Origin of the sequence: Streptomyces sp. NPDC091682 (assembly GCF_044756625.1) — a bacterium.
In the GTDB taxonomy this organism is placed as follows: domain Bacteria; phylum Actinomycetota; class Actinomycetes; order Streptomycetales; family Streptomycetaceae; genus Streptomyces.
Genome location: NZ_JBIVTH010000022.1, coordinates 99,412 through 120,922, shown reverse-complemented (window position 1 = coordinate 120,922; position 21,511 = coordinate 99,412). Strand labels below are relative to the sequence as shown.

The following is a 21,511-nucleotide window of genomic DNA, read 5'->3' as shown; positions in this document are numbered from 1 at the left end:
ACTGCAGGGGGGACCCTGTGGGAGAGTAGGACGCCGCCGAACAATTATTGCGGAAGCCCCGCACCAGCCCTTTATGGGTTCGGTGCGGGGCTTTTTTGCGTTCACGACCCAAGCGGAGCTCGGTATCCTAGGGTTCTCCGTGGAGGACACGATGACAGCACAGCACGCAGAAGCCGATGGCCCGCTCATCGCTCAGCCGGCCATGACTCGTGAGGCGCTTCGTGACGCCGTGAGGCGGCTGGACATGCCGAGCCTCGCGGCCTTCGACAAGGAGTGTCACGAGGCGTTCGACCGGGCAGCCGAGACGGGGGCCATCAACCCGCTCCGGTTCTTTCTGATCAAGTGGGCGACCCACGTTGCCATCCACAGGTGGCCGACGAGGTCCGCGGCCTTGGCCGAAGCGGAGCGCGTCGCGGGCGACCCGACGGCGGGCGAGAAGGCCTTCCAGGCATCCATGGAGACCAGCAGTCGTATTCTGGCGGAGGCCCAGCGGGAGATCGGTCTGTGACCGACCGCGGTGAGGCCGTCGAGAACGAGCAGGGCTGGGCGTGGGAGTGCGATCCGAGCCGCGCGTGGGTACTGGGAGACATGGCCGACGACCACCAAGCGCTCGTCAGCCGGATCATGGACGGCCTGGTGGACCTGGCCGCGATGGGAATCGACCCGAAGAGCGGCAGCCTGTACGAAGACCCGGCACCCATGCGGCTGCGTACCTACGAGGACGAGCATCTGATGGTCTGGTACCAGACCATCGGGCACCGCTGCCGGGTCTACCTCAAGCGGGTCAATCTCTGATCGTTCAGAGGCGGCCGGCGGCCTTCAGGGCCAGGTAGGTGTCCGCCAGGGACGGGGCCAGGGTGTCCGGGGTGGCGTCGACGACGTGGACGCCGTGGCGGGTGAGCTGGTCGGCCGTGCGACGGCGCTGGGACTGGGTCTGGGTGCCGGCGGCGGCCTCGTAGACGGCGTCCACCGTGCCCCGTGAGCTTGTCATGGCCGCGACGTGAGGGTCGGCGACCGAAGCCAGTAGGACCGTGTGGCGCTGCGTGAGACGGGGAAGCACCGGGAGCAGGCCCTCTTCGATCGGAGCTGCGTCCAGGCTCGTCAGGAGGACCACCAGGGACCGGCGCGGGGCGTTGCGGAGGATGGTGGAGACCAAGGTCCGGCCATCCGTCTCGACCAGCTCCGGCTCCAGGGTGGCCATCGCATTGACGAAGGACGGGAGGGTGTCGGCCGCAGAGCGGCCCTGGACCTGGGCGCGGGGGCGGCGGTCGTGTGCCAGGAGGTCCACGCGGTCGCCGGCGCGGGTGGCGAGGGCTGCGAGGAGCAGGGCCGCGTCCATCGCGGAGTCCAGGCGGGGGGCGTCGCCGACGCGGCCCGCCGAGGTGCGGCCGGTGTCCAGACAGATGAGGATGTGCCGGTCGCGTTCGGGGCGCCAGGTGCGGACGGCCACCTTGTTCTGACGGGCCGTGGCGCGCCAGTCGATGGAGCGGGTGTCGTCGCCGGGGACGTAGTCGCGGAGGCTGTCGAACTCGGTGCCCTCGCCGCGGGTCAGGACGCTCGTGCGGCCGTCCAGTTCGCGCAGGCGGGCCAGCCGGGACGGGAGGTGCTTGCGGCTGGTGAAGGGCGGCAGGACCCGGACGGTCCAGGGGGACGTCTGGGAGCCCTGGCGGGCCCACAGGCCCAGTGGGCCGTAGGAGCGGATCGTGACGCGGTCGGCCCGGCGGTCGCCGCGGCGGGTGGGCAGCAGCCGGGTGGTCAGCCGGCGGCGTTCGCCCGCGGGGACGACCACCTCGTGGCGGGACGCCGCGGCCTCCGTGCCCGGGAGCCAGCTGCTCGGCGGCCAGGCGTCGCGGACACGGGCCCGGAGCTTGCGGCCGCTGGGGTTGGTGACGGTGAGGTGTACCTCCGCCGGCTCGCCCAGGCGGACCGAGGTGTCTCCGGAGCGGGCCAGCACGAGGCCGCGTAGGGGCGCCGCGAGGGCGCAGTCGAGCGCGCAGGCCAGGGCGATCGGGCCGTTGACCGCGAGCATGCCGGTCCAGCTCGGTTCGAGGAGGCCGACCGGGATGCTGCCGAGGGCCGCCAGTAGGGCGGCGCGTCCGGTGAGGGCCATCAGCGCGGGACGGGGACGTGGGAGAGGATCGCCGTGATGACGGCGTCGGCCGTGACTCCCTCCATCTCCGCTTCCGGGCGCAGCTGGACGCGGTGGCGCAGGGTCGGCAGGGCGAGGGCCTTAACGTCGTCGGGGGTGACGTAGTCGCGGCCGGTGAGCCAGGCCCAGGCGCGGGCGGTGGCCAGCAGGGCGGTCGCGCCGCGGGGGGACACGCCGAGGGTGAGGGACGGCGATTCGCGGGTGGCGCGGCAGACGTCGACGACGTAGCCGGCGATCTCGGGGGAGACGGAGACCCGGGCGACGGCCTGACGGGCGGCTTCGAGCTGGGCCGGGCCGGCGACCGGGCGGATGCCGGCGGCGTGCAGGTCGCGGGGGTTGAAGCCGGCGGCGTGACGGGTCAGGACCCCGATCTCGTCCTCGCGGGAGGGGAGGGGGACGGTGAGCTTGAGGAGGAAGCGGTCGAGCTGGGCTTCCGGGAGGGGGTACGTGCCCTCGTACTCGACCGGGTTCATGGTGGCGGCGACGAGGAAGGGGTCGGGCAGCTTCCGCGGGGTGCCGTCGACGGTGACCTGGCGCTCCTCCATTGCTTCGAGGAGCGAGGACTGGGTCTTGGGCGGGGTGCGGTTGATCTCGTCCGCGAGGAGCAGGTTGGTGAAGACCGGGCCGTCCTGGAAGGAGAACTCGGCGGTGCGGGCGTCGTAGACGAGGGAGCCGGTGACGTCGCTCGGCATCAGGTCCGGGGTGAACTGGACGCGCTTGGTGTCGAGTTCGAGGGCGGCGGCGAGGGCCCGCACGAGCAGGGTCTTGGCGACGCCGGGGACGCCTTCGAGGAGGACGTGGCCGCGGCACAGGAGCGCGACGACGAGTCCGGTGACGGCGGAGTCCTGACCGACCACGGCCTTGCCGATCTCGGTGCGGAGCGCTTCGAGGGAAGCGCGGGCGCTGTCCGCGGTCACTGCCGTGGACTCGGTGGCCGGGTACGTCATGACGTGCGGACCTCTCTTTCGAGGGCGTCGAGGTGGTCGGCGAGCGCGACGAGTGCCGCGTCGTCGGAGGGGGTGGTGCCGAAGAGGAGGGCGGTCACGTCCCGGGGCTCGCCGGTCAGGCGGGCGGAGACGGCCGGGGCCAGGGCCGCGGGGTCGTGGGCCTGGGTGTGCGGTACGCCGAGCAGTGTGGCGAGGCGTTCGCGGGTGGCGGTGCGCAGCACGGTGGCGGCGCGGTCGCGGGCGTCGGCCTTGCGGTAGAGGCGGGCGCGGCCCTCGGTGGCCTCGGAGGCGCGGATGACGACGGGGAGCTTCTCGGTGACGAGGGGGCCCAGGCGGCGGGCGCGCCACAGGGCGGCGAGGGCGGCGGCGACGAAGAGCTGGAGCAGGGCCCAGGACCAGCCGGCCGGGATGAGGTCGAGCAGGCCCTGGTCCTCTTCGGAGGGCGCGGTGTCGGGGTCGGAGTCCGCGAGGGACGGCAGGTACCAGACGAGGTCCGGGCGGGAGCCGAGGAGTTGGAGGGCGAGGGAGGCGTTGCCTTCGTCGGCGAGGGACTCGTTGAGGAGGATCGCATCGGAGCCGAGGAGGACGGTGTCGCCGCCGGTGGGGCCGGTGGGCAGGACGAGGAGGGTGGGGTGGCCGCCGCTGGGGTAGCAGGCGGTGGCCCGGGGGAGGGCGGTGGTGTAGGTGAGTCCGCCGCCGGTGTCGGCGCGGCCGGCCGAGGTGGCGGCGGGCAGGGTGCAGCCGGGGTCGGGGCGGTTCGTGCCCGCGTCGCCGGCGGTGTGCACGCCGGGGGAGAGGTCGCTGAGGCTGTGGCTGCTGGGGGCGAGGAGGACGGTGCGGCCGCCGGAGAGGTCGATGGCCGAGCGGATGACGTCGCGCTGGGTGGCGCCGAGCCGGTCGGGGTCGGTGACCAGGAGGGTGGTGCGGGGGCCGGCCGCGTCGGCGGCCTCGCGGGCGGTGGTGACGACGCGGGTGGTGACGCCGCGTTCCTTCAGGAGCTCGGCGACGGCGCGGCTGCCGAAGGGGTCGGCGGCGCGGGGGTCGAGGTAGCCGTGGCGGGTGCCGGAGTCGAGGGCTGCCATGGCGATGGCGCCGGCGGCGAGGACGGCTACGGCGGTCAGGGCGCGGCGGATCCGGCGGATCCGGCGGATCCGGCGGGTGCGCGCGGCGCCGTCGGCGGGTGCGAGTGCGGTTGCCTGGTCGGGGGTGCCGGTCACGGGCTCCCGTGCCTCGGGCGCCGACGGGGCCGACGTGGCCGTCGGCGTGGCCGGGTCGGTCGGGCCGGTCATGCGGTGGGTCCCGTCAGCAGCGGCTTTGCGCGTTCCAGGGTGAGGTCGAGGGCGCGCAGGCGGGCGTACGTGTCGGCGTCGGCGGTGCGGCCGCCGTAGGTGACGTCGTCGAAGGTGCGGGCGGCGGCGCGGAGGTCCGCGGCGTGGTCGGGGAGGGAGAGCGCGGCTTCGGCGGCGGCCTCGTCGGCGGTGCGTCCGGGGCGCGGGTCGAGCAGGGTGCGCTCCTCCAGGGAGCGGACGACGGCGCGCATGCGTTCCTGGACGGCTTCGGTCCAGCGGCCGGCGGCGGCGTGGGCGTCGGCGGCGCTGCGGTGGTCGGCGGCGCTGCGGGGGCCGTCGGCGAAGAGGGCGCCCGCGCCGGTGCCGATCCGGCCGGGGGTGCCCAGGCGCCACCAGAGGGCGCCGACGGCGAGGACCACGAGGACGAGGATCACGACGAGGCCGAAGCCGCCTCCGGGGGTCGCCCCGGAGGCGGCGCCGAACAGGTCGTCGAGCCAGTCGAAGAACTTGCGCAGGGCGCGGTCGAACAGGCTCGGGTCGTTCTCGTGGTACATCGGCTTGGACAGTTCGCGCTCGGCCGCTTCCCCGGCGGGTTCGCGCGGTGTCGTCACCGGTGGTGTTTCGGCGCTCGGCAGGAGCGCCGTGGCGCGGGTGATGAGGCCCCCCGTACTCATCATCTGTGCGTCAGCCTCCGGTCGTGCCGTAGTTCTCGAGGCCGGCGGCCCGGGCGAGCTCCAGGTCGAGTCCCTCGCGGCGGATGCGCTGGTCGACGTAGAGGAGCACGGTGACGCCGGACTGGAACGGCATGACGATGGTCTCCGCGATGATCGCGCCGATCGCGGGGGCGATCAGTGCGCCCCAGGTGTTCATGTCGGCGGGGTTGCCCGAGGCGAGGGCGTCGAGGCCGCCGCTGAAGGCGAACATGCCGAGGAACTGGAACGGCATCACGATCACCGCCGAGATGAAGCCGGCGATGAGGAGGGTGAGCAGGGTGATGCCGAAGATGCGCCACCAGGTGCCCTGGACGAGCTTCGAGGAGCGCGCGAAGGCCTTGAAGACGGTGCTCTTCTCCAGCATCAGGGCGGGTGAGGCCAGCGTGAACTTGATGCCCAGCCAGAGCATGAGCGGCACCCAGATGGCGCCGCCGAGGACGGCGAGGCCGATGGTTTCGGTGAGGACGCCCGGCAGGATCAGGACGGCGCCGAGCAGGACGGCGCCGAGGGCCATCAGCAGGGTGAGCCCCATCAGGCGCAGCAGCTGGGGGCGGGACTCGCGCCAGGCGTCGGAGACCGAGGAGTGCTGGCCGAGCACGGCGCGGCTGAAGACCATCGTGAGCATCGCGGTGACCACGATGGTTCCGAGGATCTGGATGAACTGGAGCACCGCGGTCGCGCCGATGGTGCTGCCGATCGCGTCGATGAACTCCTCGGGTCCGGCGTCCGGGGAGGCGGAGACGGCGAGGTCGTCCATCATGAACTTCTGGACGATCACACCGATCACCTGGACGACGGTGGCCACGACGAGGGTGATCGGCAGGACCGCGCGCCAGTGGGTGCGCATGGTGGCGACCGCGCCGTCGAGGATCTCGCCGAGGCCCAGGGGCCGCAGGGGGATCACACCGGGCTTGGCGGCGGGGGGCTGGCCCCACTGGCCGGGGGCGCCCGGGTAGCCGTACTGGGGGCCGTACTGGCCCGCCTGCGGGGTGCCCGGCTGCTGACCCCAGCCCGTGGTGGGCTGCGGCTGCGCCGGCGGGGCCGCGGGCGTGGTGCCCGGGCTCGACCACTGACCGGGCGGCGGCTGCTCGGCGGACCACTTGGGGTCGCCGGCGGGCTGGGCCGGCTGGGCGGGCTGGGCCGGCTGTTGCGCGCCGCCGTCGGTGCCCGGCCGCTCGCCGTCGGACGGAGAGGATCCGGGCGTAGCCCAGCCCGGAGAGTCGTTCATCGTCACTCCTTCATGTGCGCCTGCCGCAGCGGGGCGCTGGTCGCTGCCATCGTGCCACGTGGGGGGCCCGAACGGAGTAGGGGGTGGGCGGCGGATCGGGTGCGGTGGCGGGGCGGGGAGGGTCGATCCGGGTGATTCCGACCGGTCGGACGGTTCCGGGCGGTGCGGAGGGGTTCTTCGGAGCCCGTACCTTCAATAGTCGACCCGATCGGGGGCAGACTGGGTGGAGCTGATCTCCACGCAGGTCCGAGGGTCGATTTCCAGCCCTTTTGGCTGTGGGGCAGCTCACCGCCGGGTCACGATTAGCTAATGGGATGATGTCAACCATGAAGGGACGCGTCCTTGTCGTCGACGACGACACCGCGCTGGCCGAGATGCTCGGCATTGTGCTGCGTGGAGAAGGTTTTGAGCCGTCGTTCGTAGCGGACGGTGACAAGGCACTTGCTGCCTTCCGGGAGGCGAAGCCGGACCTGGTGCTGCTGGACCTCATGCTGCCCGGGAGGGACGGCATAGAGGTCTGCCGCCTGATCCGGGCGGAGTCCGGCGTGCCGATCGTCATGCTCACCGCCAAGAGCGACACGGTCGATGTCGTCGTGGGCCTGGAGTCCGGGGCCGACGACTACATCGTGAAGCCGTTCAAGCCGAAGGAGCTGGTGGCCCGCATCCGGGCCCGTCTGCGCCGGTCGGAGGAGCCCGCGCCCGAGCAGCTGGCCATCGGTGACCTGGTCATCGACGTGGCCGGGCACTCGGTCAAGCGGGACGGTGCCTCGATCGCGCTGACCCCGCTCGAGTTCGACCTGCTGGTCGCCCTCGCGCGCAAGCCCTGGCAGGTCTTCACCCGTGAGGTGCTGCTGGAGCAGGTCTGGGGCTACCGGCACGCGGCGGACACCCGCCTGGTCAACGTGCACGTGCAGCGCCTGCGCTCCAAGGTCGAGAAGGACCCGGAGCGCCCGGAGATCGTCGTGACGGTGCGTGGTGTCGGCTACAAGGCCGGACCCAGCTGACGTGCAGTCCGGTACGTCCGGCGTGTCCGGCAGGGTCCCGGGCGGCTTCCACCCGTGGCGGCTGCGCTTCGGCCGGCTGTTCCGCGACCGGGCGTCGAGCAGCCGCGTCCTGCGGCTGTTCCTGCGCCTGGCGCGCCGGCCGCTGCTCCCGGCCGTCCGGTTGTGGCGGCGCAACATCCAGCTCCGGGTCGTCGCCGCCACCCTGTTGATCTCGCTCGCCGTGGTCCTCGCCCTGGGCTTCGTCGTCATCGCCCAGGTCAGCAGGGGTCTTCTGGAGGCCAAGGAGGAGGCGGCGCAGAGCCAGGCCGCGGGCGGGTTCGCGGTGGCGCAGGAGAAGGCCAACGCCCCGGCCGCGGTGGACGGGCCCGACGCCACCGACAACAAGGTCGGCCGGGACGCCAGTACCTGGATGAACTCCCTGGTCAAGCAGTTGGCCAGTGGTGGGCAGACCGCCTTCGAGGTCGTCGCGCTGGGTGCGGGCACGGGCGATGAGGCGCTGCCCGGAACGCAGGGCGTCAAGGGCGCCCGGGCCTCCGGCAACGTGGACCCGACCGCCAGCGTCCCGCTGCCGCTGCGCAGGGCCGTCAACCACGCCACCGGCGCCTTCAAGACCTTCTCCGAGATCCGTTACACCAGCGGGGACGGCGCGAAGCAGCCCGAGCCGGCGCTGGTCATCGGCAAGCGGCTCTCGGACATCAACGGCGACCCGTACGACCTGTACTACCTCTTCCCGCTCACCCAGGAGGAGGAGTCCCTCAACCTGATCAAGGTCACCATCGTGACCGCGGGCATGTTCGTCGTCGTCCTGCTCTGCGGCATCGCCTGGCTCGTGGTGCGCTCGGTGGTCACGCCGGTCCGGATGGCCGCCGGGATCGCCGAGCGGCTCTCGGCCGGGCGGCTCCAGGAGCGGATGAAGGTCACCGGTGAGGACGACATCGCGCGCCTCGGCGAAGCCTTCAACAAGATGGCGCAGAACCTTCAGAACAAGATCCAGCAGTTGGAGGAGCTGTCCCGGATGCAGCGCCGCTTCGTCTCGGACGTCTCGCACGAGCTGCGCACGCCGCTGACGACGGTACGGATGGCAGCCGACGTCATCCACGACGCCCGGGTCGACTTCGACCCGATCACCGCGCGCTCCGCCGAGCTGCTCGCCGGGCAGCTCGACCGGTTCGAGTCGCTCCTCGCCGACCTGCTGGAGATCAGCCGCTTCGATGCGGGGGCCGCGGCCCTGGAGGCCGAGCCCATCGACCTGCGTGACGTCGTGCGCCGGGTCATCGAAGGTGCCGAGCCGCTCGCCGAGCACAAGGGCACCCGGATCCGGGTCCTGGGCGACACCCAGCCGGTCATCGCCGAGGCCGATGCCCGACGGGTGGAACGGGTGCTGCGCAATCTGGTCGTCAACGCCGTGGAGCACGGCGAGGGCCGCGACGTGGTGGTCCGGCTGGCGTCCGCGGGCGGGGCCGTCGCCATCGCCGTACGGGACTACGGGGTCGGGCTCAAGCCCGGCGAGGCCACCCGCGTCTTCAACCGCTTCTGGCGGGCCGACCCGGCGCGGGCGCGCACGACCGGCGGGACCGGCCTCGGCCTGTCCATCGCCGTCGAGGACGCCCGGCTGCACGGGGGCTGGCTGCAGGCCTGGGGCGAGCCGGGCGGCGGTTCGCAGTTCCGGCTGACCCTGCCGCGCACGGCCGACGAGCCACTGCGGGGCTCGCCCATCCCGCTGGAGCCCGAGGACTCCCGGGCCAACCGCGCCAACCGGGCCAGGGCCGCGGCCGAGGCCGAGGGCGGTGCGGCGGAGCGCACGCCGGCCGACGCGGGCGACCGCTCGCCGATACCGCCGCGCTCGCCCGTCGCCGGAGCGATGCCGGTGCCCGCCGACCCGACGGCCCTGCCGGGGAACGGGGCACGGGTCGTGGCCCGCCCGGCCGAGCAGGCACAACAGGAGGACCGAGCCGATGGACGCTGAGCCCTTGGACGCACGGGCGGGGCGTGCGCGGGTGCGGCGCCGGCGGCTGCGCACCGTACGGGCGTACGCCTTCGGCGCGGCCGGGCTGCTGCTCGCGGGATGCGCCTCCATGCCGGACCGGGGCGACATCCGCCCGGTGCAGGCCTCGCAGGGCGTGGATTCGCAGGTCCGGGTGTTCGGCGTGCCGCCCGCGGACAAGGCCAGCCCGGCGGAGATCGTCGACGGTTTCCTGGAGGCGATGACCAGCGACGACCCGGAGCTGGAGACGGCCCGCAAGTACCTCACCGAGGCGGCTGCGAAGAGCTGGAAGCCCGGCTCGGCCGTCACCGTGCTCTCCTCCGGACTCAACCGGGTTCCGAACCGGGGCGAGAAGGACCCCGAGGGGCCCCGTTGGAAGGTGACCGGCAAGAAGCTCGCGACCGTCGACGAGCACAGCGCGTACCAGCCACAGACCGGGGCCAGGGAGTACGAGGAGTTCCTCCAGCTCGTGCAGACCCAGGACAATCAGTGGCGGATCTCGACCCCGCCGAGCGGGCTCGTGCTCAGCGAGTCGGACTTCCAGCGCATCTACATGCCGGTCAACAAGTACTACTTCGCGGGCGGCACGCTCGTCGCCGACCCCGTCTACGTGCGTCAGCGCACCGACCCGGCCTCGCGGATGGACCCGACCACCCAGACCGTGCAGTCGCTGCTGGCGGGGCCGTCGCGGTGGCTCGCGCCGGTCGTGGAGTCCAGCTTCCCCACCGGTACGGAACTGAGCCCGGGCACCAAGTCCCTTTCGTACGACGGGCAGAACACGCTGCGCGTGCCGCTCAACGAGAAGGCCGAGAACGTCGCGCAGCCGCAGTGCAAGAAGATGGCCACCCAACTCCTCTACACGGTCAAGGATCTGACGGGTTCCCGGCTCGACCAGGTCGAACTGGTGCGGGCGGGCGGCAAGTCGACCTCGCTGTGTTCGGTGAGCGAGGTGAGTGCGGCCGCGATCGCGGGCCGGCCCAAGATCCCCGAGTTCCAGTACTTCGTCGACAACGAGAAGCGGCTGGTCCGGATGAAGCTGGACACGAGCAGCGAGGACCTGCAGGCCCGGACCGAACCGGTGCCGGGTCCGCTGGCCACTCCTCCCGGGTTCAAGGTCAGGTCGGCGGCGGTTTCGCACGACGAGCGGCGCGCGGCCGTGGTCTCCGAGGACGAGCACGCGCTGTACGTCGTGCCGCTGGTCGGCAGCGGGGCGATGCCGCAGCCGCTGCCGGTGGGCAGGGGCGGCAAGACGGCGTTGCTGACCGCGCCGAGCTGGGATGCTTCGGGCGATCTGTGGGTCGCGGACCGGGATCCGCAGTCCCCGGGGCTGTGGCGGGTGCCCGGTGGTGCCGGAACGCCCGAGAAGGTGCAGGTGGCGGGGCTCGACGGCCGGAAGATCGCCTCGCTGAAGGCGTCCGCCGACGGTGCGCGGATCGCCCTGCTGGTGGAGCAGACCGGCGGCAGCAAGGTCCTGTACGTCGGGCGGATCGAGCGGCCCGACGGCAAGGGCGACTCCTCGGCGGTGTCGGTGCGCGAGCTGCGTCCGGCGGCCCCGCAGATGGTCGACGTGACGGCGATGAGCTGGGCGCCGCGCGGGAGGCTGCTCGTGGTGGGCCGGGAGAGCGGCGGCGTGCAGCAGGCCCGCTACATGCTGGCCGACGGTTCGATGGTCGCGGCGAGCCTGCCCGGGGCGACCGGTCTGTCGGAGGTGGCGGTCGCGGCCACGGAGGACGAGGCGAAGCCGAAGCCGGTGGTCGCGTACTCGGAGGACGGGATCGTGTGGCTGCCGCCGGGGGCGCAGTGGCGCACGGTGGCGGCGGGGGCCGGCGGCCGGTCTCCGGTGTACCCGGGCTGACCCGCCGCCGGGCGGGTCGTCCACAGGGGTCGCGCCCGGCGGCCCGGCCCGTCAGTGTGGAGCCATGCGTCAGTGGTGGCAGGAGCTCGCCGGACTGGTCCTGCCGGTCGACTGTGCCGGCTGCGGGGCGGTCCGGGTGCTGGTGTGCGCCGAGTGCCGGGATGCGCTGAGCGGGGTCGGGGAGGGGTCGGTGCGGCCGTCTCCGCGGCCCGCGGGGCTGCCGGTGGTGCGGGCCGCCGCCGTCTACGAGGGGGCCGTACGGAGCCTCCTGCTGGCCCACAAGGAGCGCGGGGCGCTGCCGCTGGCCGGGGTGCTCGGCGCCGCCCTGGCGGCGGCCGTCCTGGCGGGCGGTGCGGGCAGTGTGGGTGGTGCCGGTGGTGCTGCTGGTGCGGGGGAGGTGGCGCTGGTCCCGGTCCCGTCGGCGCGGCGGCAGGTCCGGGCGCGCGGGCACGATCCGGCGCGCAGGATCGCGCGGGCGGCCGCGGGGCGGCTGCGGCGGGCCGGTGTTCCCGCGCGCGTGGCGCCCGTACTGGGGCTGCGGCGGGCGGTGGCGGACCAGTCGGGGCTGGGGGCCCGGCAGCGCCGGGAGAACCTCGCGGGCGCGTTGGCGGTGCGCCGGGGCGGGTGGCGGCTCACGGCCGGGGCGGCCCGGATCGTGCTCGTGGACGACCTGATCACCACGGGGGCGACGTTGGCGGAGGCGGCCCGGGCGGTGCGCGCCGCGGGGCTGGTGGCCGGGCCGGTGGCGGGCCCGGGGGCGGTGCTGCGGGCGGCGGTGGTGGCCGCGCCGGCGGACTCCTTCGACCGGATCGAACGCGCGCCACGTCTTTGAGCAACTCGGACAGAACAAAAATCTTGTGAATAGATTTGGAACTGGCGGGGAAGGCCCATCGTTGCAGGTAGTAAGAGGGAACAGCCACCTGACTGGAAGTACATTCCGGTAGCGGGTGCCGACAACCGCCATAGAGGGATATGTTCGGTTGTAAGGAACTCAGGAGGCTGTCTCTCGACTCCGAAGTCGGTGGGGTGTTGATCTTGCCGATGGGGGAGGAGGAGGTGAAAGTCGCCAAGTCCGAGGCTCCGGCCTTCACCGGAGTCTGGTGCGAAAGGGAGACGCTTCGCCCCGTCGGGCGGAGCTATCCGGGAACGGAGTTCTGCGTGGACATCGTCGTCAAGGGCCGCAAGACCGAGGTGCCCGAGCGGTTCCGCAAGCACGTGGCCGAGAAGCTGAATCCGGAGCGGATCCAGAAGCTCGACGCCAAGGTGATCAGCTTGGACGTCGAGGTGTCCAAGGAGCACAACCCGCGCCAGGCCGACCGTTCCGACCGCGTGGAGATCACCCTGCGTTCGCGGGGCCCGGTGATCCGTGCCGAGGCCGCCGCCGCCGACGCGTATGCGGCGCTGGACCTGGCTCAGGACAAGCTCGAGGCCCGGCTGCGCAAGCAGCACGACAAGCGTTACACCCGTCGTGGCAACGGCCGGCTCTCGGCGGCGGAGGTCGCCGACGTGGTGCCGGGCGTCGCATCGCTGAACGGCAGCGGACAGCCGGTGTCGGAGGAGAAGACGGACGGGGTGCCGATTACCCGGATCGGATCCCTCGAGGTGCAGGGCGAAGGCCCGCTCATCGTTCGCGAGAAGACCCACTCGGCCGCACCCATGTCGCTCGACCAGGCCCTGTACGAGATGGAACTGGTCGGCCACGACTTCTATCTGTTCGTCGACTCCGAGACGAAGTTGCCCAGTGTCGTCTACCGCCGTCATGCCTATGACTACGGCGTCATCCACGTGAACCCCGACGGTGCCTCCAGCTCGGAGGAACCGCGGGGCGGCGCCGGTGGCGCGCTCGGCGGCTGACGCCGGGCACATCCGTACATCGCCCCCGCGCAGGCGCTCCGGCGCCTTCGCGGGGGCGCTTGCATGACCGGTATGCGACGGGTATGCGCCAGGTGGCTCACTTTTGGCCCCCGGGCCGTGGTGCGGGCATGGAATCATGGCGTGCAGTCAACCGGCAGCGGTGCGTGTCCGGTTGGCCCAGCAGCTGAGCACATGCAGGGGGAGGAACGATGGCGGACAGCTTCGGGCCGGTGCGCGCGGACGGCGGCGTCGCGGGCTGCCACGAGAGCGACCCGGCGCAGGAGCCCGCCCGGGAGCCCATCAGGGTGCTCGTGGTCGACGACCACGCGCTCTTCCGGCGGGGACTGGAGATCGTCCTCGCGCAGGAGGAGGACATCCAGGTCGTCGGTGAGGCCGGGGACGGTGCGGAAGCCGTGGACAAGGCGGCCGACCTGCTTCCGGACATCGTGCTGATGGACGTGCGGATGCCCCGGCGCGGCGGGATCGAGGCGTGCACCTCGATCAAGGAGGTGGCCCCCTCCGCGAAGATCATCATGCTGACGATCAGCGACGAGGAGGCGGACCTCTACGACGCGATCAAGGCGGGCGCGACCGGGTACCTCCTGAAGGAGATTTCGACGGACGAGGTGGCCACGGCGATCCGGGCGGTGGCGGACGGCCAGTCGCAGATCAGCCCGTCGATGGCGTCGAAGCTGCTCACCGAGTTCAAGTCGATGATCCAACGGACTGACGAGCGCCGGCTGGTGCCGGCGCCGCGGCTGACGGACCGGGAGCTGGAGGTCCTGAAACTGGTGGCCACCGGCATGAACAACCGTGATATCGCCAAGGAGTTGTTCATTTCCGAGAACACCGTGAAGAACCACGTCCGCAACATCCTGGAGAAGCTGCAGCTGCACTCCAGGATGGAAGCCGTGGTCTACGCGATGCGGGAAAAGATCCTCGAGATCCGCTGAGGCGACGTCCGAAAGGGGCGGGAAGCACCCTCTCTAGAGCGCAGCCAGTTCCGCGGTGACGGCCGCCGCTTCCGCGGGCGAGCTCGCGCGCTCGACGCGTACGTCCTCGCAGCCGACCCACTCCGCCGCCTCCCGCAGGGCCCGTGCCATCGGGCCCGCGGCCTTCGGGGAGGTCAGCGAGAGCTGCCGGGCGACCAGCGTGCGGCCCTCGCGGGCCGGGTCGACGCGGCCCTGGAGCCGGCCGCCCGTCAGCAGCGGCATCGCGAAGTACCCGTGTATCCGCTTCGGCTTGGGCACGTACGCCTCCAGGCGGTGCGTGAAGCCGAAGATCCGCTCCGTGCGGGGACGGTCCCAGACCAGGGAGTCGAAGGGCGAGAGCAGCGTCGTGCGGTGGCGGCCCCCGGGGGCCTGCGCGAGGGCCGCCGGGTCCGCCCAGGCCGGCTTGGCCCAGCCCTGCACCTCGACCGGTACCAGCCCGGAGTCCGCGACCACCGCGTCGAACTGCTCGCCCTTGAGGCGGTGGTAGTCCGCGATGTCGGCGCGGGTGCCGACGCCCAGGGACCGACCCGCCAGGGCGACCAGGCGGCGCAGGCACTCGCGGTCGTCCAGGTCGTCGTGGAGCAGTGCGTCGGGCACGGCCCGCTCGGGGAGGTCGTAGACCCGCTTCCAGCCGCGGCGCTCGCTGCACACCACCTCGCCGGTGTCCAGCAGCCACTCCACCGCGATCTTGGTTTCGGACCAGTCGAACCACTCGCCGCCGTTCTTGGCGCCGCCCAGCTCGGTGGAGGTCAGCGGGCCGTCCGCCTTCAGCCGGTCCAGGACCGCCCGCGTCGACTGCTGCTGGTCCTGGAGGATGTGCCAGCGGTGGCCGCGGGCCCGGTTGGCCCGGCGGCGGAAGGCGAAATGCGGCCATTCCTCGATGGGCAGGATGCAGGCGGCGTGCGACCAGTACTCGAAGGCGTGCCGGTCCGACCAGTACGCCTGCTCCACGGTGTCCCGGCCGACCGCGCCCAAGCGTGCGTACGGGATCAGCTCGTGCGAGCGGGCCAGGACCGAGATGGTGTCCAGCTGTACGGCGCCCAGGTGGCGCAGGACCCCGCGGACCCCGCCGCGCCGGTCGGGTGCGCCGATGAAGCCCTGCGCGCGCAGGGCGATGCGCCGGGCCTCGTCGGCGGACAGGGACACGTGCGGCGGCGGGTTGCTCATGCGCCGAAGCCTAGGCGGCACCACTGACAACGGGCCCGTACGGGAGCCTTCGTCGCCCGCCCCGCCCCGCCCGCAGGGCTCCGGTCAGGTGGCCGCGGCCCCGGTGCCCGGCCGGTCGGCGGGTGCCGGCAGGTAGGGCAGTCGCGAGGGCAGGCCCAGGTCGGAGGGGAGCAGGGCGCCGACCCAGCAGTCGCGGTACGTGTCCCGCTGGATGATGCCGGCCCGCAGGAGGCCCTCGACCTGGAAGCCGGCCTTCTCGGCCACGGCGCAGGAGCCCGCGTTGCCCACTTCGGCGCGCCATTCCAGCCGACCGATGCCCAGTTCGGTGAAGGCCCAGCGGGCGACGGCACGGACCGCCTCGGTCATGTAGCCCCGACCGCGGTGCTCCTTGACCGCCCAGTAGCCGATCTCGGTGCTCTCCGCGGTGTGGACGTGCACGCCGACGGCCGCGACCAGGGGGCCCTCGGCGCCCTCGGCCCCGAGGCGCACGGCGAAGGCGAAGGCCGTGCCGTCGCGCCAGCCGTTCGGCACGGTCTCGTTCACATAGGTGCGCGCGTGCTCGCGCTCATAAGGAGAGGGCACCAGCGTCCAGCGCTGGACGTCCGGGTCCCGTGCCGCGGCGTACAGCTCGTCCTCGTCCGACGGGACGAAGGCACGCAATACCAATCGGTCCGTGCTGAGTGTTGTGGGCTCCATGAACGAATTCTGCCGCCGTGCCGATATTCGCGGCGAACGTTTTCCGGTGATCCCTCCGAGTGATGCGGCACCTTCGGTGGCCCCCGTACGTTCTCAATCCGGGCACCCGTGCCCCCACGGGAACGGCGGACCTCCCGACGCGGCCACGTCCTCGCTTACGATGGCCGTTGCGGTGGGGCCCACCTGCCGTGCCCGTGTACGTACAGTGCCCAGGCCCGACCGGCAAGGAGACAAACCTCGGTGTCCGTCTTCAACAAGCTCATGCGTGCAGGCGAAGGCAAGATCCTGCGCAAACTGCACCGCATCGCGGACCAGGTCAACTCCATCGAAGAGGACTTCGTCAACCTCTCCGACGCCGAGTTGCGAGCGCTCACGGACGAGTACAAGCAGCGTTTCCAGGACGGCGAGAGCCTGGACGACCTGCTGCCCGAGGCCTTCGCGACCGTACGCGAGGCGGCCAAGCGCGTCCTCGGCCAGCGGCACTACGACGTCCAGATCATGGGTGGCGCGGCGCTGCACCTCGGCTACGTGGCCGAGATGAAGACCGGTGAGGGCAAGACCCTCGTCGGCACGCTCCCCGCGTACCTGAACGCGCTGTCCGACAAGGGCGTCCACCTGATCACGGTGAACGACTACCTCGCCGAGCGCGACTCCGAGCTGATGGGCCGGGTGCACAAGTTCCTCGGCCTGGAGGTCGGCTGCATCCTGGCGAACATGTCGCCCGCGCAGCGCCGCGAGCAGTACGCCTGCGACATCACCTACGGCACGAACAACGAGTTCGGCTTCGACTACCTGCGCGACAACATGGCGTGGTCCCAGGACGAGCTCGTCCAGCGCGGCCACAACTTCGCCGTGGTCGACGAGGTCGACTCGATCCTCGTCGACGAGGCCCGTACCCCGCTGATCATCTCCGGCCCCGCCGACCAGGCCACGAAGTGGTACGGCGACTTCGCGAAGCTGGTGACCCGCCTGACCAAGGGCGAGGCCGGCCAGCCGCTGAAGGGCATCGAGGAGACCGGCGACTACGAGGTCGACGAGAAGAAGCGCACCGTCGCCATCCACGAGTCCGGTGTCGCCAAGGTCGAGGACTGGCTCGGCATCGAGAACCTCTACGAGTCGGTGAACACCCCGCTCGTCGGTTACCTCAACAACGCGATCAAGGCCAAGGAGCTCTTCAAGAACGACAAGGACTACGTCGTCATCGACGGCGAAGTCATGATCGTCGACGAGCACACCGGCCGCATCCTCGCCGGTCGCCGCTACAACGAGGGCATGCACCAGGCGATCGAGGCGAAGGAAGGGGTGGACATCAAGGACGAGAACCAGACCCTCGCCACGATCACCCTGCAGAACTTCTTCCGCCTCTACTCAAAGCTGTCCGGCATGACCGGTACGGCCATGACCGAGGCCGCCGAGTTCCACCAGATCTACAAGCTCGGTGTCGTCCCCATCCCGACCAACCGGGGCATGGTCCGCAAGGACCAGCCGGACCTGATCTACCGGACCGAGGTCGCGAAGTTCGCCGCCGTCGTCGACGACATCGCGGAGAAGCACGAGAAGGGTCAGCCGATCCTCGTCGGTACGACGTCGGTCGAGAAGTCCGAGTACCTCTCCCAGCAGCTCTCCAAGCGCGGCATCCCGCACGAGGTGCTCAACGCCAAGCAGCACGACCGTGAGGCGACGATCGTCGCCCAGGCCGGCCGCCGGGGCGCGGTCACGGTCGCCACGAACATGGCCGGCCGCGGTACCGACATCAAGCTCGGCGGCAACCCGGACGACCTCGCCGAGGCCGAGCTGCGCCAGCAGGGCCTGGACCCGGAGGAGCACATCGAGGAGTGGGCGCACGCCCTTCCCGCAGCGCTCACCCGGGCCGAGGCCGCGGTGAAGGCGGAGTTCGAGGAGGTCAAGGAGCTCGGCGGGCTGTACGTGCTGGGCACCGAGCGGCACGAGTCGCGCCGCATCGACAACCAGCTGCGCGGCCGCTCCGGCCGACAGGGCGACCCGGGCGAGTCCCGTTTCTACCTGTCGCTGGGCGACGACCTGATGCGCCTGTTCAAGGCGCAGATGGTCGAGCGCGTCATGGCGATGGCGAACGTGCCGGACGACGTGCCGATCGAGAACAAGATGGTGACGCGCGCGATCGCGTCGGCCCAGTCGCAGGTGGAGACCCAGAACTTCGAGACGCGCAAGAACGTCCTGAAGTACGACGAGGTCCTCAACAACCAGCGTGAGGTCATCTACGGCGAGCGCCGCCGCGTCCTGGAGGGCGAGGACCTGCAGGACCAGGTGCGCCACATGATGGACGACACCATCGACGCGTACATCGCGGCCGAGACGGTCGAGGGCTTCGCCGAGGAGTGGGACCTGGAGCGCCTGTGGGGCGCCTTCCGGCAGCTCTACCCGGTGAAGGTCACCATCGACGAGCTGGAGGAGGCCGCCGGCGACCGCGCGGGCATCACCGCCGAGTTCATCGCGGAGTCCGTCAAGGACGACATCCACGAGCAGTACGAGGCGCGCGAGAAGACGCTCGGTTCCGAGATCATGCGTGAGCTCGAGCGGCGCGTGGTCCTGTCGGTGCTCGACCGCAAGTGGCGTGAGCACCTGTACGAGATGGACTACCTGCAGGAGGGCATCGGCCTGCGGGCCATGGCCCAGAAGGACCCGCTGGTCGAGTACCAGCGCGAGGGCTTCGACATGTTCAACGCCATGCAGGAAGGCATCAAGGAGGAGTCCGTCGGCTACCTGTTCAACCTGGAGGTCCAGGTCGAGCAGCAGGTCGAGGAGGTTCCGGTGCAGGACGCGGCGCCGTCGCTGACGAAGGAGCCGGCGGGTGCGCGTCCGGAGATCCGGGCGAAGGGGCTGGACGCTCCGCAGCGGCCGGACCGGCTGCACTTCTCCGCCCCGACGGTGGACGGGGCGGGCGGTGTCATCGAGGGCGACTTCGAGAGCGACTCCCTCGGCGCGGAGGGCGACGGGCTGACGCGGGCGGAGCGTCGCAAGGCGCAGAAGGCTGCGGGCGGGCGTCGCCGGAAGAAGTAACCCTTCGCAGGGTTTCGCGCGAGCCGTCGGCCGGGGCCGGACACCTTCGGGATGTCCGGCCCCGGCCGCGTTGTGTGGTGATGTGCGGCGCCGTTGCCGGGGGCGCTGCCCCCGGACCCCCGCGCCTCAATCGCCGGCGGGGCTGGAAGGGGCTGGGGCGCTGCCCCCGGACCCCCGCGCCTCAATCGCCGGCGGGGCTGGAAGGGGCTGGGGCGCTGCCCCCGGACCCCCGCGCCTCAATCGCCGGCGGGGCTGAGAGGGGCTGGGGCTGAAAGGGGCTGGATTCGGCGGGCCGACGGCAGGTCACGGGCGGGGGCCCTGGATTTCTACTGCGGCGCAGCGCCAGCGGAGGTCGGGGCCCTGTTCGAGGCGGAAGGCCATGGCGGTGAGGCGGTCGCCCGTGGCGATGCGGGCGAAGGCCTCGATGACTCCCGGGCCCGGGGTGAAGCGGCCGCACTGGCGGACGACCGGGCGCAGGCGGTCGCGGAGGGGGTCCGCGGGGGCCAGGGCGATCAGCTGCTGGTAGGCGGGGCCGATGGTGTGGCCGAGGAGCGAGTGGACCGGGCGCAGGCCGCTGACCACCGCGAGGAGGTGTTCGGCGAACCAGTGGTGCGGGCCGAGCCGCAGGGTGCGCGGGGGGCCGGCCGGGCGCCGCTGGTCCCGTCGGCCCGCGGGCCGGGTCCGGCTCGCGGGCCGACGACGGCTGCCGTCGTTGCCGGTCATCGTGGTGTCCATCGCGAGCTTCCCCCGAACAGGCCGGGCCCGGAGTGGTACCGGGCGGTAACTTGATGGGGATCTTCTACGGCGGCCGAACACGCTCCGCAACCACGTCCGCGGCCCGCCCGGCCACTGGCTCCCTTCACCTATCCGGGTGGGCGGCGGCAGGTCCCCCGCCCCGGGCGGCGCCGGTGCGCGTACCCGGGTGGACGGGCGCGGTTCCCGGTCCGGCGCCCCGAAGGGGGACGGGGTCCATCACCCGCCCGGCCGCGTCCGAGTCGTATCCTGAGGGCGTTTCCGACTACCGAAAGCAGCCGGCCATGCGCGTGTACGTCCCCCTGACCCTCCCCGGGCTCGCCGAGGTGCACCGGGCGGGTGAGCTGGGTCCCGCCCCGCTGCTGGCGTACGCCGTCACCCCCGGTCTGCGCGAGTGGTACGTGTCGGACGACATCGAGGAGCTGGAGTACGCGGCCCTGAACCGGGCCGCGCTCGCCTCCCTGCGGCTGGTCGCCGCGGACGCGGACGCCCCGCGCCGGCGCGTCGTGGTGGCCCTGGACGTCGACGACAAGGCCGCCACCGCCAGCCCGGGGGCCGACGGGGCCGCTCTCGGCCGGGTGGCCCTCGCCGCCGCCGTGCGGCTCTCCGTGGTCGCCGCCGTGCACGTGGACGCCGATGACGCCGAAGAGGACGTGGCCGCCGCCGTACGGGCCCTGGAGGCCGCCGACGGCGGGGACGCGGACGCACAGCACACCGTCGACGGGGCCGAGGACCACGACCTGCTCTGGTTCGGCCTGCAGGAGATCCCGGGGCTGCTGAAGTGACCGCCACGACCCCCGCCACCGCCACCACCCGCCCGAACCACATCGTCTGGGACTGGAACGGGACGCTCCTGCACGACATCGACGCCGTCATAGCCGCGACCAACGCCTCGTTCGCCGAGCTCGGCTTCGCGCCGATCAGCCTGGAGATCTACCGCGACCTGTACGTCGTGCCCGTGCCGAAGTTCTACGAGCGCCTCATGGGGCGGATGCCCACCGAGGCGGAGTGGCTGGTCATGGACGACACCTTCCACCGCCACTACTGGGCCGCCGCCGAGGACGCCGGGCTGGCCGAGGGGGCCCGGGAGCTGCTCCGGGACTGGCAGCTGGACGGCCTCACCCAGTCCCTGCTGTCCCTCGCGCCCCACGACAAGCTCGTTCCCCTGATCCGGGCCCACGGCATCGACCAGCACTTCCTGCGCGTCGACGGCCGGATCGGCCCCTCCCACACCTCCAAGGCGGGACATCTCGTACGCCACCTGGCCGCCCTGGACGGGACGGGCGTGACGGCGGACCGTACGGTCCTCATCGGAGACGCCGTGGACGACGCCCTCGCCGCCGCCCACGTGGGTGCCCGGGCGGTCCTCTACACGGGCGGCTCGCACAGCCGCAGCAGTCTGGAATCAGCCGGAGTGCCGGTCGTGGACAGCCTGGCCGAGGCCGTACGGACAGCTCGCGAGCTGGCCGGATAAGGACTGGACGGGTACCTGCACGGACGCCCGGTCACGTCGCTGGCCAGAGTGTCAAAGTTCTACCCCAAGATTTGTACAGATGCAGCGAATGACGTCCTGGGGGTAGGTCGGGATAGCCTTGTACCCGTGATCAGCGCGATAGTCATCGGGGGCACTGGTGCCTCCGGCCTGCGCCCGGCGCACGACCGTGCCCGGGCCCTCGCTGATCCCCGCCCCCGGGACCGTCGGCCGATCATGGCTCATTCCCTCCCGGTCGGCTCTCTCGACGGCATAGCGTCGATCCCGAACGGAAACCCCGCCTCGCGGTGCTATGTCATTCCTTCCTTCACCTACGTCACGCAATGGCGCGCGACAGGAGCCAGAGGAC

Annotated in this window: 19 protein-coding genes; 11 read left to right on the top strand and 8 right to left on the bottom strand. The window is 72.0% G+C overall.

Going from position 1 to position 21,511, the window contains the following annotated elements; translation table 11 throughout:
- Nucleotides 1-151: 151 nt before the first annotated feature.
- Nucleotides 152-508, top strand: a complete 357-nt coding sequence (locus ACIQK6_RS35450; RefSeq protein WP_329101438.1) for a DUF6247 family protein — start codon at nucleotides 152-154, stop codon at nucleotides 506-508.
- Nucleotides 505-795, top strand: a complete 291-nt coding sequence (locus ACIQK6_RS35445; protein WP_329101440.1) for a hypothetical protein — start codon at nucleotides 505-507, stop codon at nucleotides 793-795. The genes ACIQK6_RS35450 and ACIQK6_RS35445 overlap by 4 nt, the downstream gene beginning before the upstream one ends.
- 4 nt (nucleotides 796-799) lie before the next feature.
- Here ACIQK6_RS35445 and ACIQK6_RS35440 read toward each other — a convergent pair whose 3' ends face one another.
- From ACIQK6_RS35440 to ACIQK6_RS35420, 5 genes are read right to left on the bottom strand one after another with little or no spacing between them, the layout of a single operon-like run.
- Nucleotides 800-2,110: a DUF58 domain-containing protein gene (locus ACIQK6_RS35440; protein WP_329101442.1), complete on the bottom strand. Its 1,311-nt coding sequence runs from the start codon at nucleotides 2,108-2,110 to the stop codon at nucleotides 800-802.
- Nucleotides 2,110-3,096 carry a MoxR family ATPase gene (locus ACIQK6_RS35435; RefSeq protein WP_329101444.1) on the bottom strand — a complete coding sequence of 329 codons (987 nt, stop codon included), beginning with the start codon at nucleotides 3,094-3,096 and terminating at the stop codon, nucleotides 2,110-2,112. Before ACIQK6_RS35435 ends, ACIQK6_RS35440 begins: the two co-directional genes overlap by 1 nt.
- Nucleotides 3,093-4,385: a DUF4350 domain-containing protein gene (locus ACIQK6_RS35430; RefSeq protein ID WP_402696635.1), complete on the bottom strand. Its 1,293-nt coding sequence runs from the start codon at nucleotides 4,383-4,385 to the stop codon at nucleotides 3,093-3,095. The genes ACIQK6_RS35435 and ACIQK6_RS35430 overlap by 4 nt, the downstream gene beginning before the upstream one ends.
- The gene (locus tag ACIQK6_RS35425; RefSeq protein WP_329101448.1) at nucleotides 4,382-5,062 is read right to left on the bottom strand and encodes a DUF4129 domain-containing protein; all 681 of its coding nucleotides are present in this window, start codon (nucleotides 5,060-5,062) and stop codon (nucleotides 4,382-4,384) included. Before ACIQK6_RS35425 ends, ACIQK6_RS35430 begins: the two co-directional genes overlap by 4 nt.
- A gap of 7 nt (nucleotides 5,063-5,069) precedes the next feature.
- A complete protein-coding gene (locus ACIQK6_RS35420; protein ID WP_329101450.1) occupies nucleotides 5,070-6,326 on the bottom strand; it encodes a glycerophosphoryl diester phosphodiesterase membrane domain-containing protein in 1,257 nt (418 codons plus the stop codon).
- 314 nt (nucleotides 6,327-6,640) lie between these two features.
- On the opposite strand from ACIQK6_RS35420, the gene mtrA reads away from it, so the two are divergent.
- From mtrA to ACIQK6_RS35390, 6 genes are all read left to right on the top strand, one after another.
- Nucleotides 6,641-7,330 carry a two-component system response regulator MtrA gene (mtrA, locus tag ACIQK6_RS35415; protein ID WP_189747360.1) on the top strand — a complete coding sequence of 230 codons (690 nt, stop codon included), beginning with the start codon at nucleotides 6,641-6,643 and terminating at the stop codon, nucleotides 7,328-7,330.
- A 1-nt stretch (nucleotide 7,331) separates the two neighbouring features.
- Entirely contained in the window at nucleotides 7,332-9,296 is a 1,965-nt protein-coding gene (mtrB, locus tag ACIQK6_RS35410) for an MtrAB system histidine kinase MtrB (protein WP_402696633.1), read from the top strand.
- Nucleotides 9,286-11,169, top strand: coding sequence for an LpqB family beta-propeller domain-containing protein (locus tag ACIQK6_RS35405; RefSeq protein WP_329101453.1), 1,884 nt, complete (start codon nucleotides 9,286-9,288; stop codon nucleotides 11,167-11,169). Before mtrB ends, ACIQK6_RS35405 begins: the two co-directional genes overlap by 11 nt.
- A gap of 64 nt (nucleotides 11,170-11,233) precedes the next feature.
- Complete coding sequence (locus ACIQK6_RS35400; protein ID WP_329101455.1) at nucleotides 11,234-12,001, top strand: ComF family protein; 768 nt, start codon at nucleotides 11,234-11,236, stop codon at nucleotides 11,999-12,001.
- Nucleotides 12,002-12,327: 326 nt separating this feature from the next.
- Nucleotides 12,328-13,023 carry a ribosome hibernation-promoting factor, HPF/YfiA family gene (gene hpf, locus ACIQK6_RS35395; protein ID WP_030010104.1) on the top strand — a complete coding sequence of 232 codons (696 nt, stop codon included), beginning with the start codon at nucleotides 12,328-12,330 and terminating at the stop codon, nucleotides 13,021-13,023.
- A gap of 209 nt (nucleotides 13,024-13,232) precedes the next feature.
- Entirely contained in the window at nucleotides 13,233-13,976 is a 744-nt protein-coding gene (locus tag ACIQK6_RS35390; protein ID WP_329101456.1) for a response regulator transcription factor, read from the top strand.
- 33 nt (nucleotides 13,977-14,009) lie between these two features.
- Here ACIQK6_RS35390 and ACIQK6_RS35385 read toward each other — a convergent pair whose 3' ends face one another.
- Nucleotides 14,010-15,182, bottom strand: coding sequence for a DNA glycosylase AlkZ-like family protein (locus tag ACIQK6_RS35385; RefSeq protein WP_329101458.1), 1,173 nt, complete (start codon nucleotides 15,180-15,182; stop codon nucleotides 14,010-14,012).
- An 84-nt stretch (nucleotides 15,183-15,266) separates the two neighbouring features.
- Complete coding sequence (locus tag ACIQK6_RS35380; RefSeq protein ID WP_402696630.1) at nucleotides 15,267-15,878, bottom strand: GNAT family N-acetyltransferase; 612 nt, start codon at nucleotides 15,876-15,878, stop codon at nucleotides 15,267-15,269.
- A 240-nt stretch (nucleotides 15,879-16,118) separates the two neighbouring features.
- Here ACIQK6_RS35380 and secA point away from each other — a divergent pair, with 240 nt between their 5' ends.
- A complete protein-coding gene (secA, locus tag ACIQK6_RS35375; RefSeq protein WP_329101461.1) occupies nucleotides 16,119-18,917 on the top strand; it encodes a preprotein translocase subunit SecA in 2,799 nt (932 codons plus the stop codon).
- A gap of 303 nt (nucleotides 18,918-19,220) precedes the next feature.
- Here secA and ACIQK6_RS35370 read toward each other — a convergent pair whose 3' ends face one another.
- Nucleotides 19,221-19,652, bottom strand: a complete 432-nt coding sequence (locus ACIQK6_RS35370; RefSeq protein ID WP_329101464.1) for an Rv3235 family protein — start codon at nucleotides 19,650-19,652, stop codon at nucleotides 19,221-19,223.
- A 302-nt stretch (nucleotides 19,653-19,954) separates the two neighbouring features.
- On the opposite strand from ACIQK6_RS35370, the gene ACIQK6_RS35365 reads away from it, so the two are divergent.
- Nucleotides 19,955-20,455 (top strand): DUF6912 family protein, encoded by a 501-nt coding sequence (locus tag ACIQK6_RS35365; protein ID WP_329101466.1) that lies wholly within the window; start codon nucleotides 19,955-19,957, stop codon nucleotides 20,453-20,455.
- Nucleotides 20,452-21,144 (top strand): HAD hydrolase-like protein, encoded by a 693-nt coding sequence (locus tag ACIQK6_RS35360; protein ID WP_329101468.1) that lies wholly within the window; start codon nucleotides 20,452-20,454, stop codon nucleotides 21,142-21,144. The genes ACIQK6_RS35365 and ACIQK6_RS35360 overlap by 4 nt, the downstream gene beginning before the upstream one ends.
- The last annotated feature ends 367 nt before the right edge of the window (nucleotides 21,145-21,511 follow it).

Excerpts from the sequence above, each read along its gene's own strand:
- ACIQK6_RS35430 (WP_402696635.1), bottom strand. The coding sequence starts at position 4,385 with ATGACCGGCCCGACCGACCCGGCCACGCCGACGGCCACGTCGGCCCCG.
- ACIQK6_RS35390 (WP_329101456.1), top strand. The coding sequence starts at position 13,233 with ATGGCGGACAGCTTCGGGCCGGTGCGCGCGGACGGCGGCGTCGCGGGC.
- ACIQK6_RS35370 (WP_329101464.1), bottom strand. The coding sequence starts at position 19,652 with ATGGACACCACGATGACCGGCAACGACGGCAGCCGTCGTCGGCCCGCG.
- ACIQK6_RS35450 (WP_329101438.1), top strand. The coding sequence starts at position 152 with ATGACAGCACAGCACGCAGAAGCCGATGGCCCGCTCATCGCTCAGCCG.
- ACIQK6_RS35440 (WP_329101442.1), bottom strand. The coding sequence starts at position 2,110 with ATGGCCCTCACCGGACGCGCCGCCCTACTGGCGGCCCTCGGCAGCATC.
- ACIQK6_RS35380 (WP_402696630.1), bottom strand. The coding sequence starts at position 15,878 with ATGGAGCCCACAACACTCAGCACGGACCGATTGGTATTGCGTGCCTTC.
- ACIQK6_RS35420 (WP_329101450.1), bottom strand. The coding sequence starts at position 6,326 with ATGAACGACTCTCCGGGCTGGGCTACGCCCGGATCCTCTCCGTCCGAC.
- ACIQK6_RS35435 (WP_329101444.1), bottom strand. The coding sequence starts at position 3,096 with ATGACGTACCCGGCCACCGAGTCCACGGCAGTGACCGCGGACAGCGCC.
- ACIQK6_RS35400 (WP_329101455.1), top strand. The coding sequence starts at position 11,234 with ATGCGTCAGTGGTGGCAGGAGCTCGCCGGACTGGTCCTGCCGGTCGAC.
- ACIQK6_RS35405 (WP_329101453.1), top strand. The coding sequence starts at position 9,286 with ATGGACGCTGAGCCCTTGGACGCACGGGCGGGGCGTGCGCGGGTGCGG.
- ACIQK6_RS35425 (WP_329101448.1), bottom strand. The coding sequence starts at position 5,062 with ATGATGAGTACGGGGGGCCTCATCACCCGCGCCACGGCGCTCCTGCCG.
- ACIQK6_RS35385 (WP_329101458.1), bottom strand. The coding sequence starts at position 15,182 with ATGAGCAACCCGCCGCCGCACGTGTCCCTGTCCGCCGACGAGGCCCGG.
- mtrA (WP_189747360.1), top strand. The coding sequence starts at position 6,641 with ATGATGTCAACCATGAAGGGACGCGTCCTTGTCGTCGACGACGACACC.
- ACIQK6_RS35365 (WP_329101466.1), top strand. The coding sequence starts at position 19,955 with ATGCGCGTGTACGTCCCCCTGACCCTCCCCGGGCTCGCCGAGGTGCAC.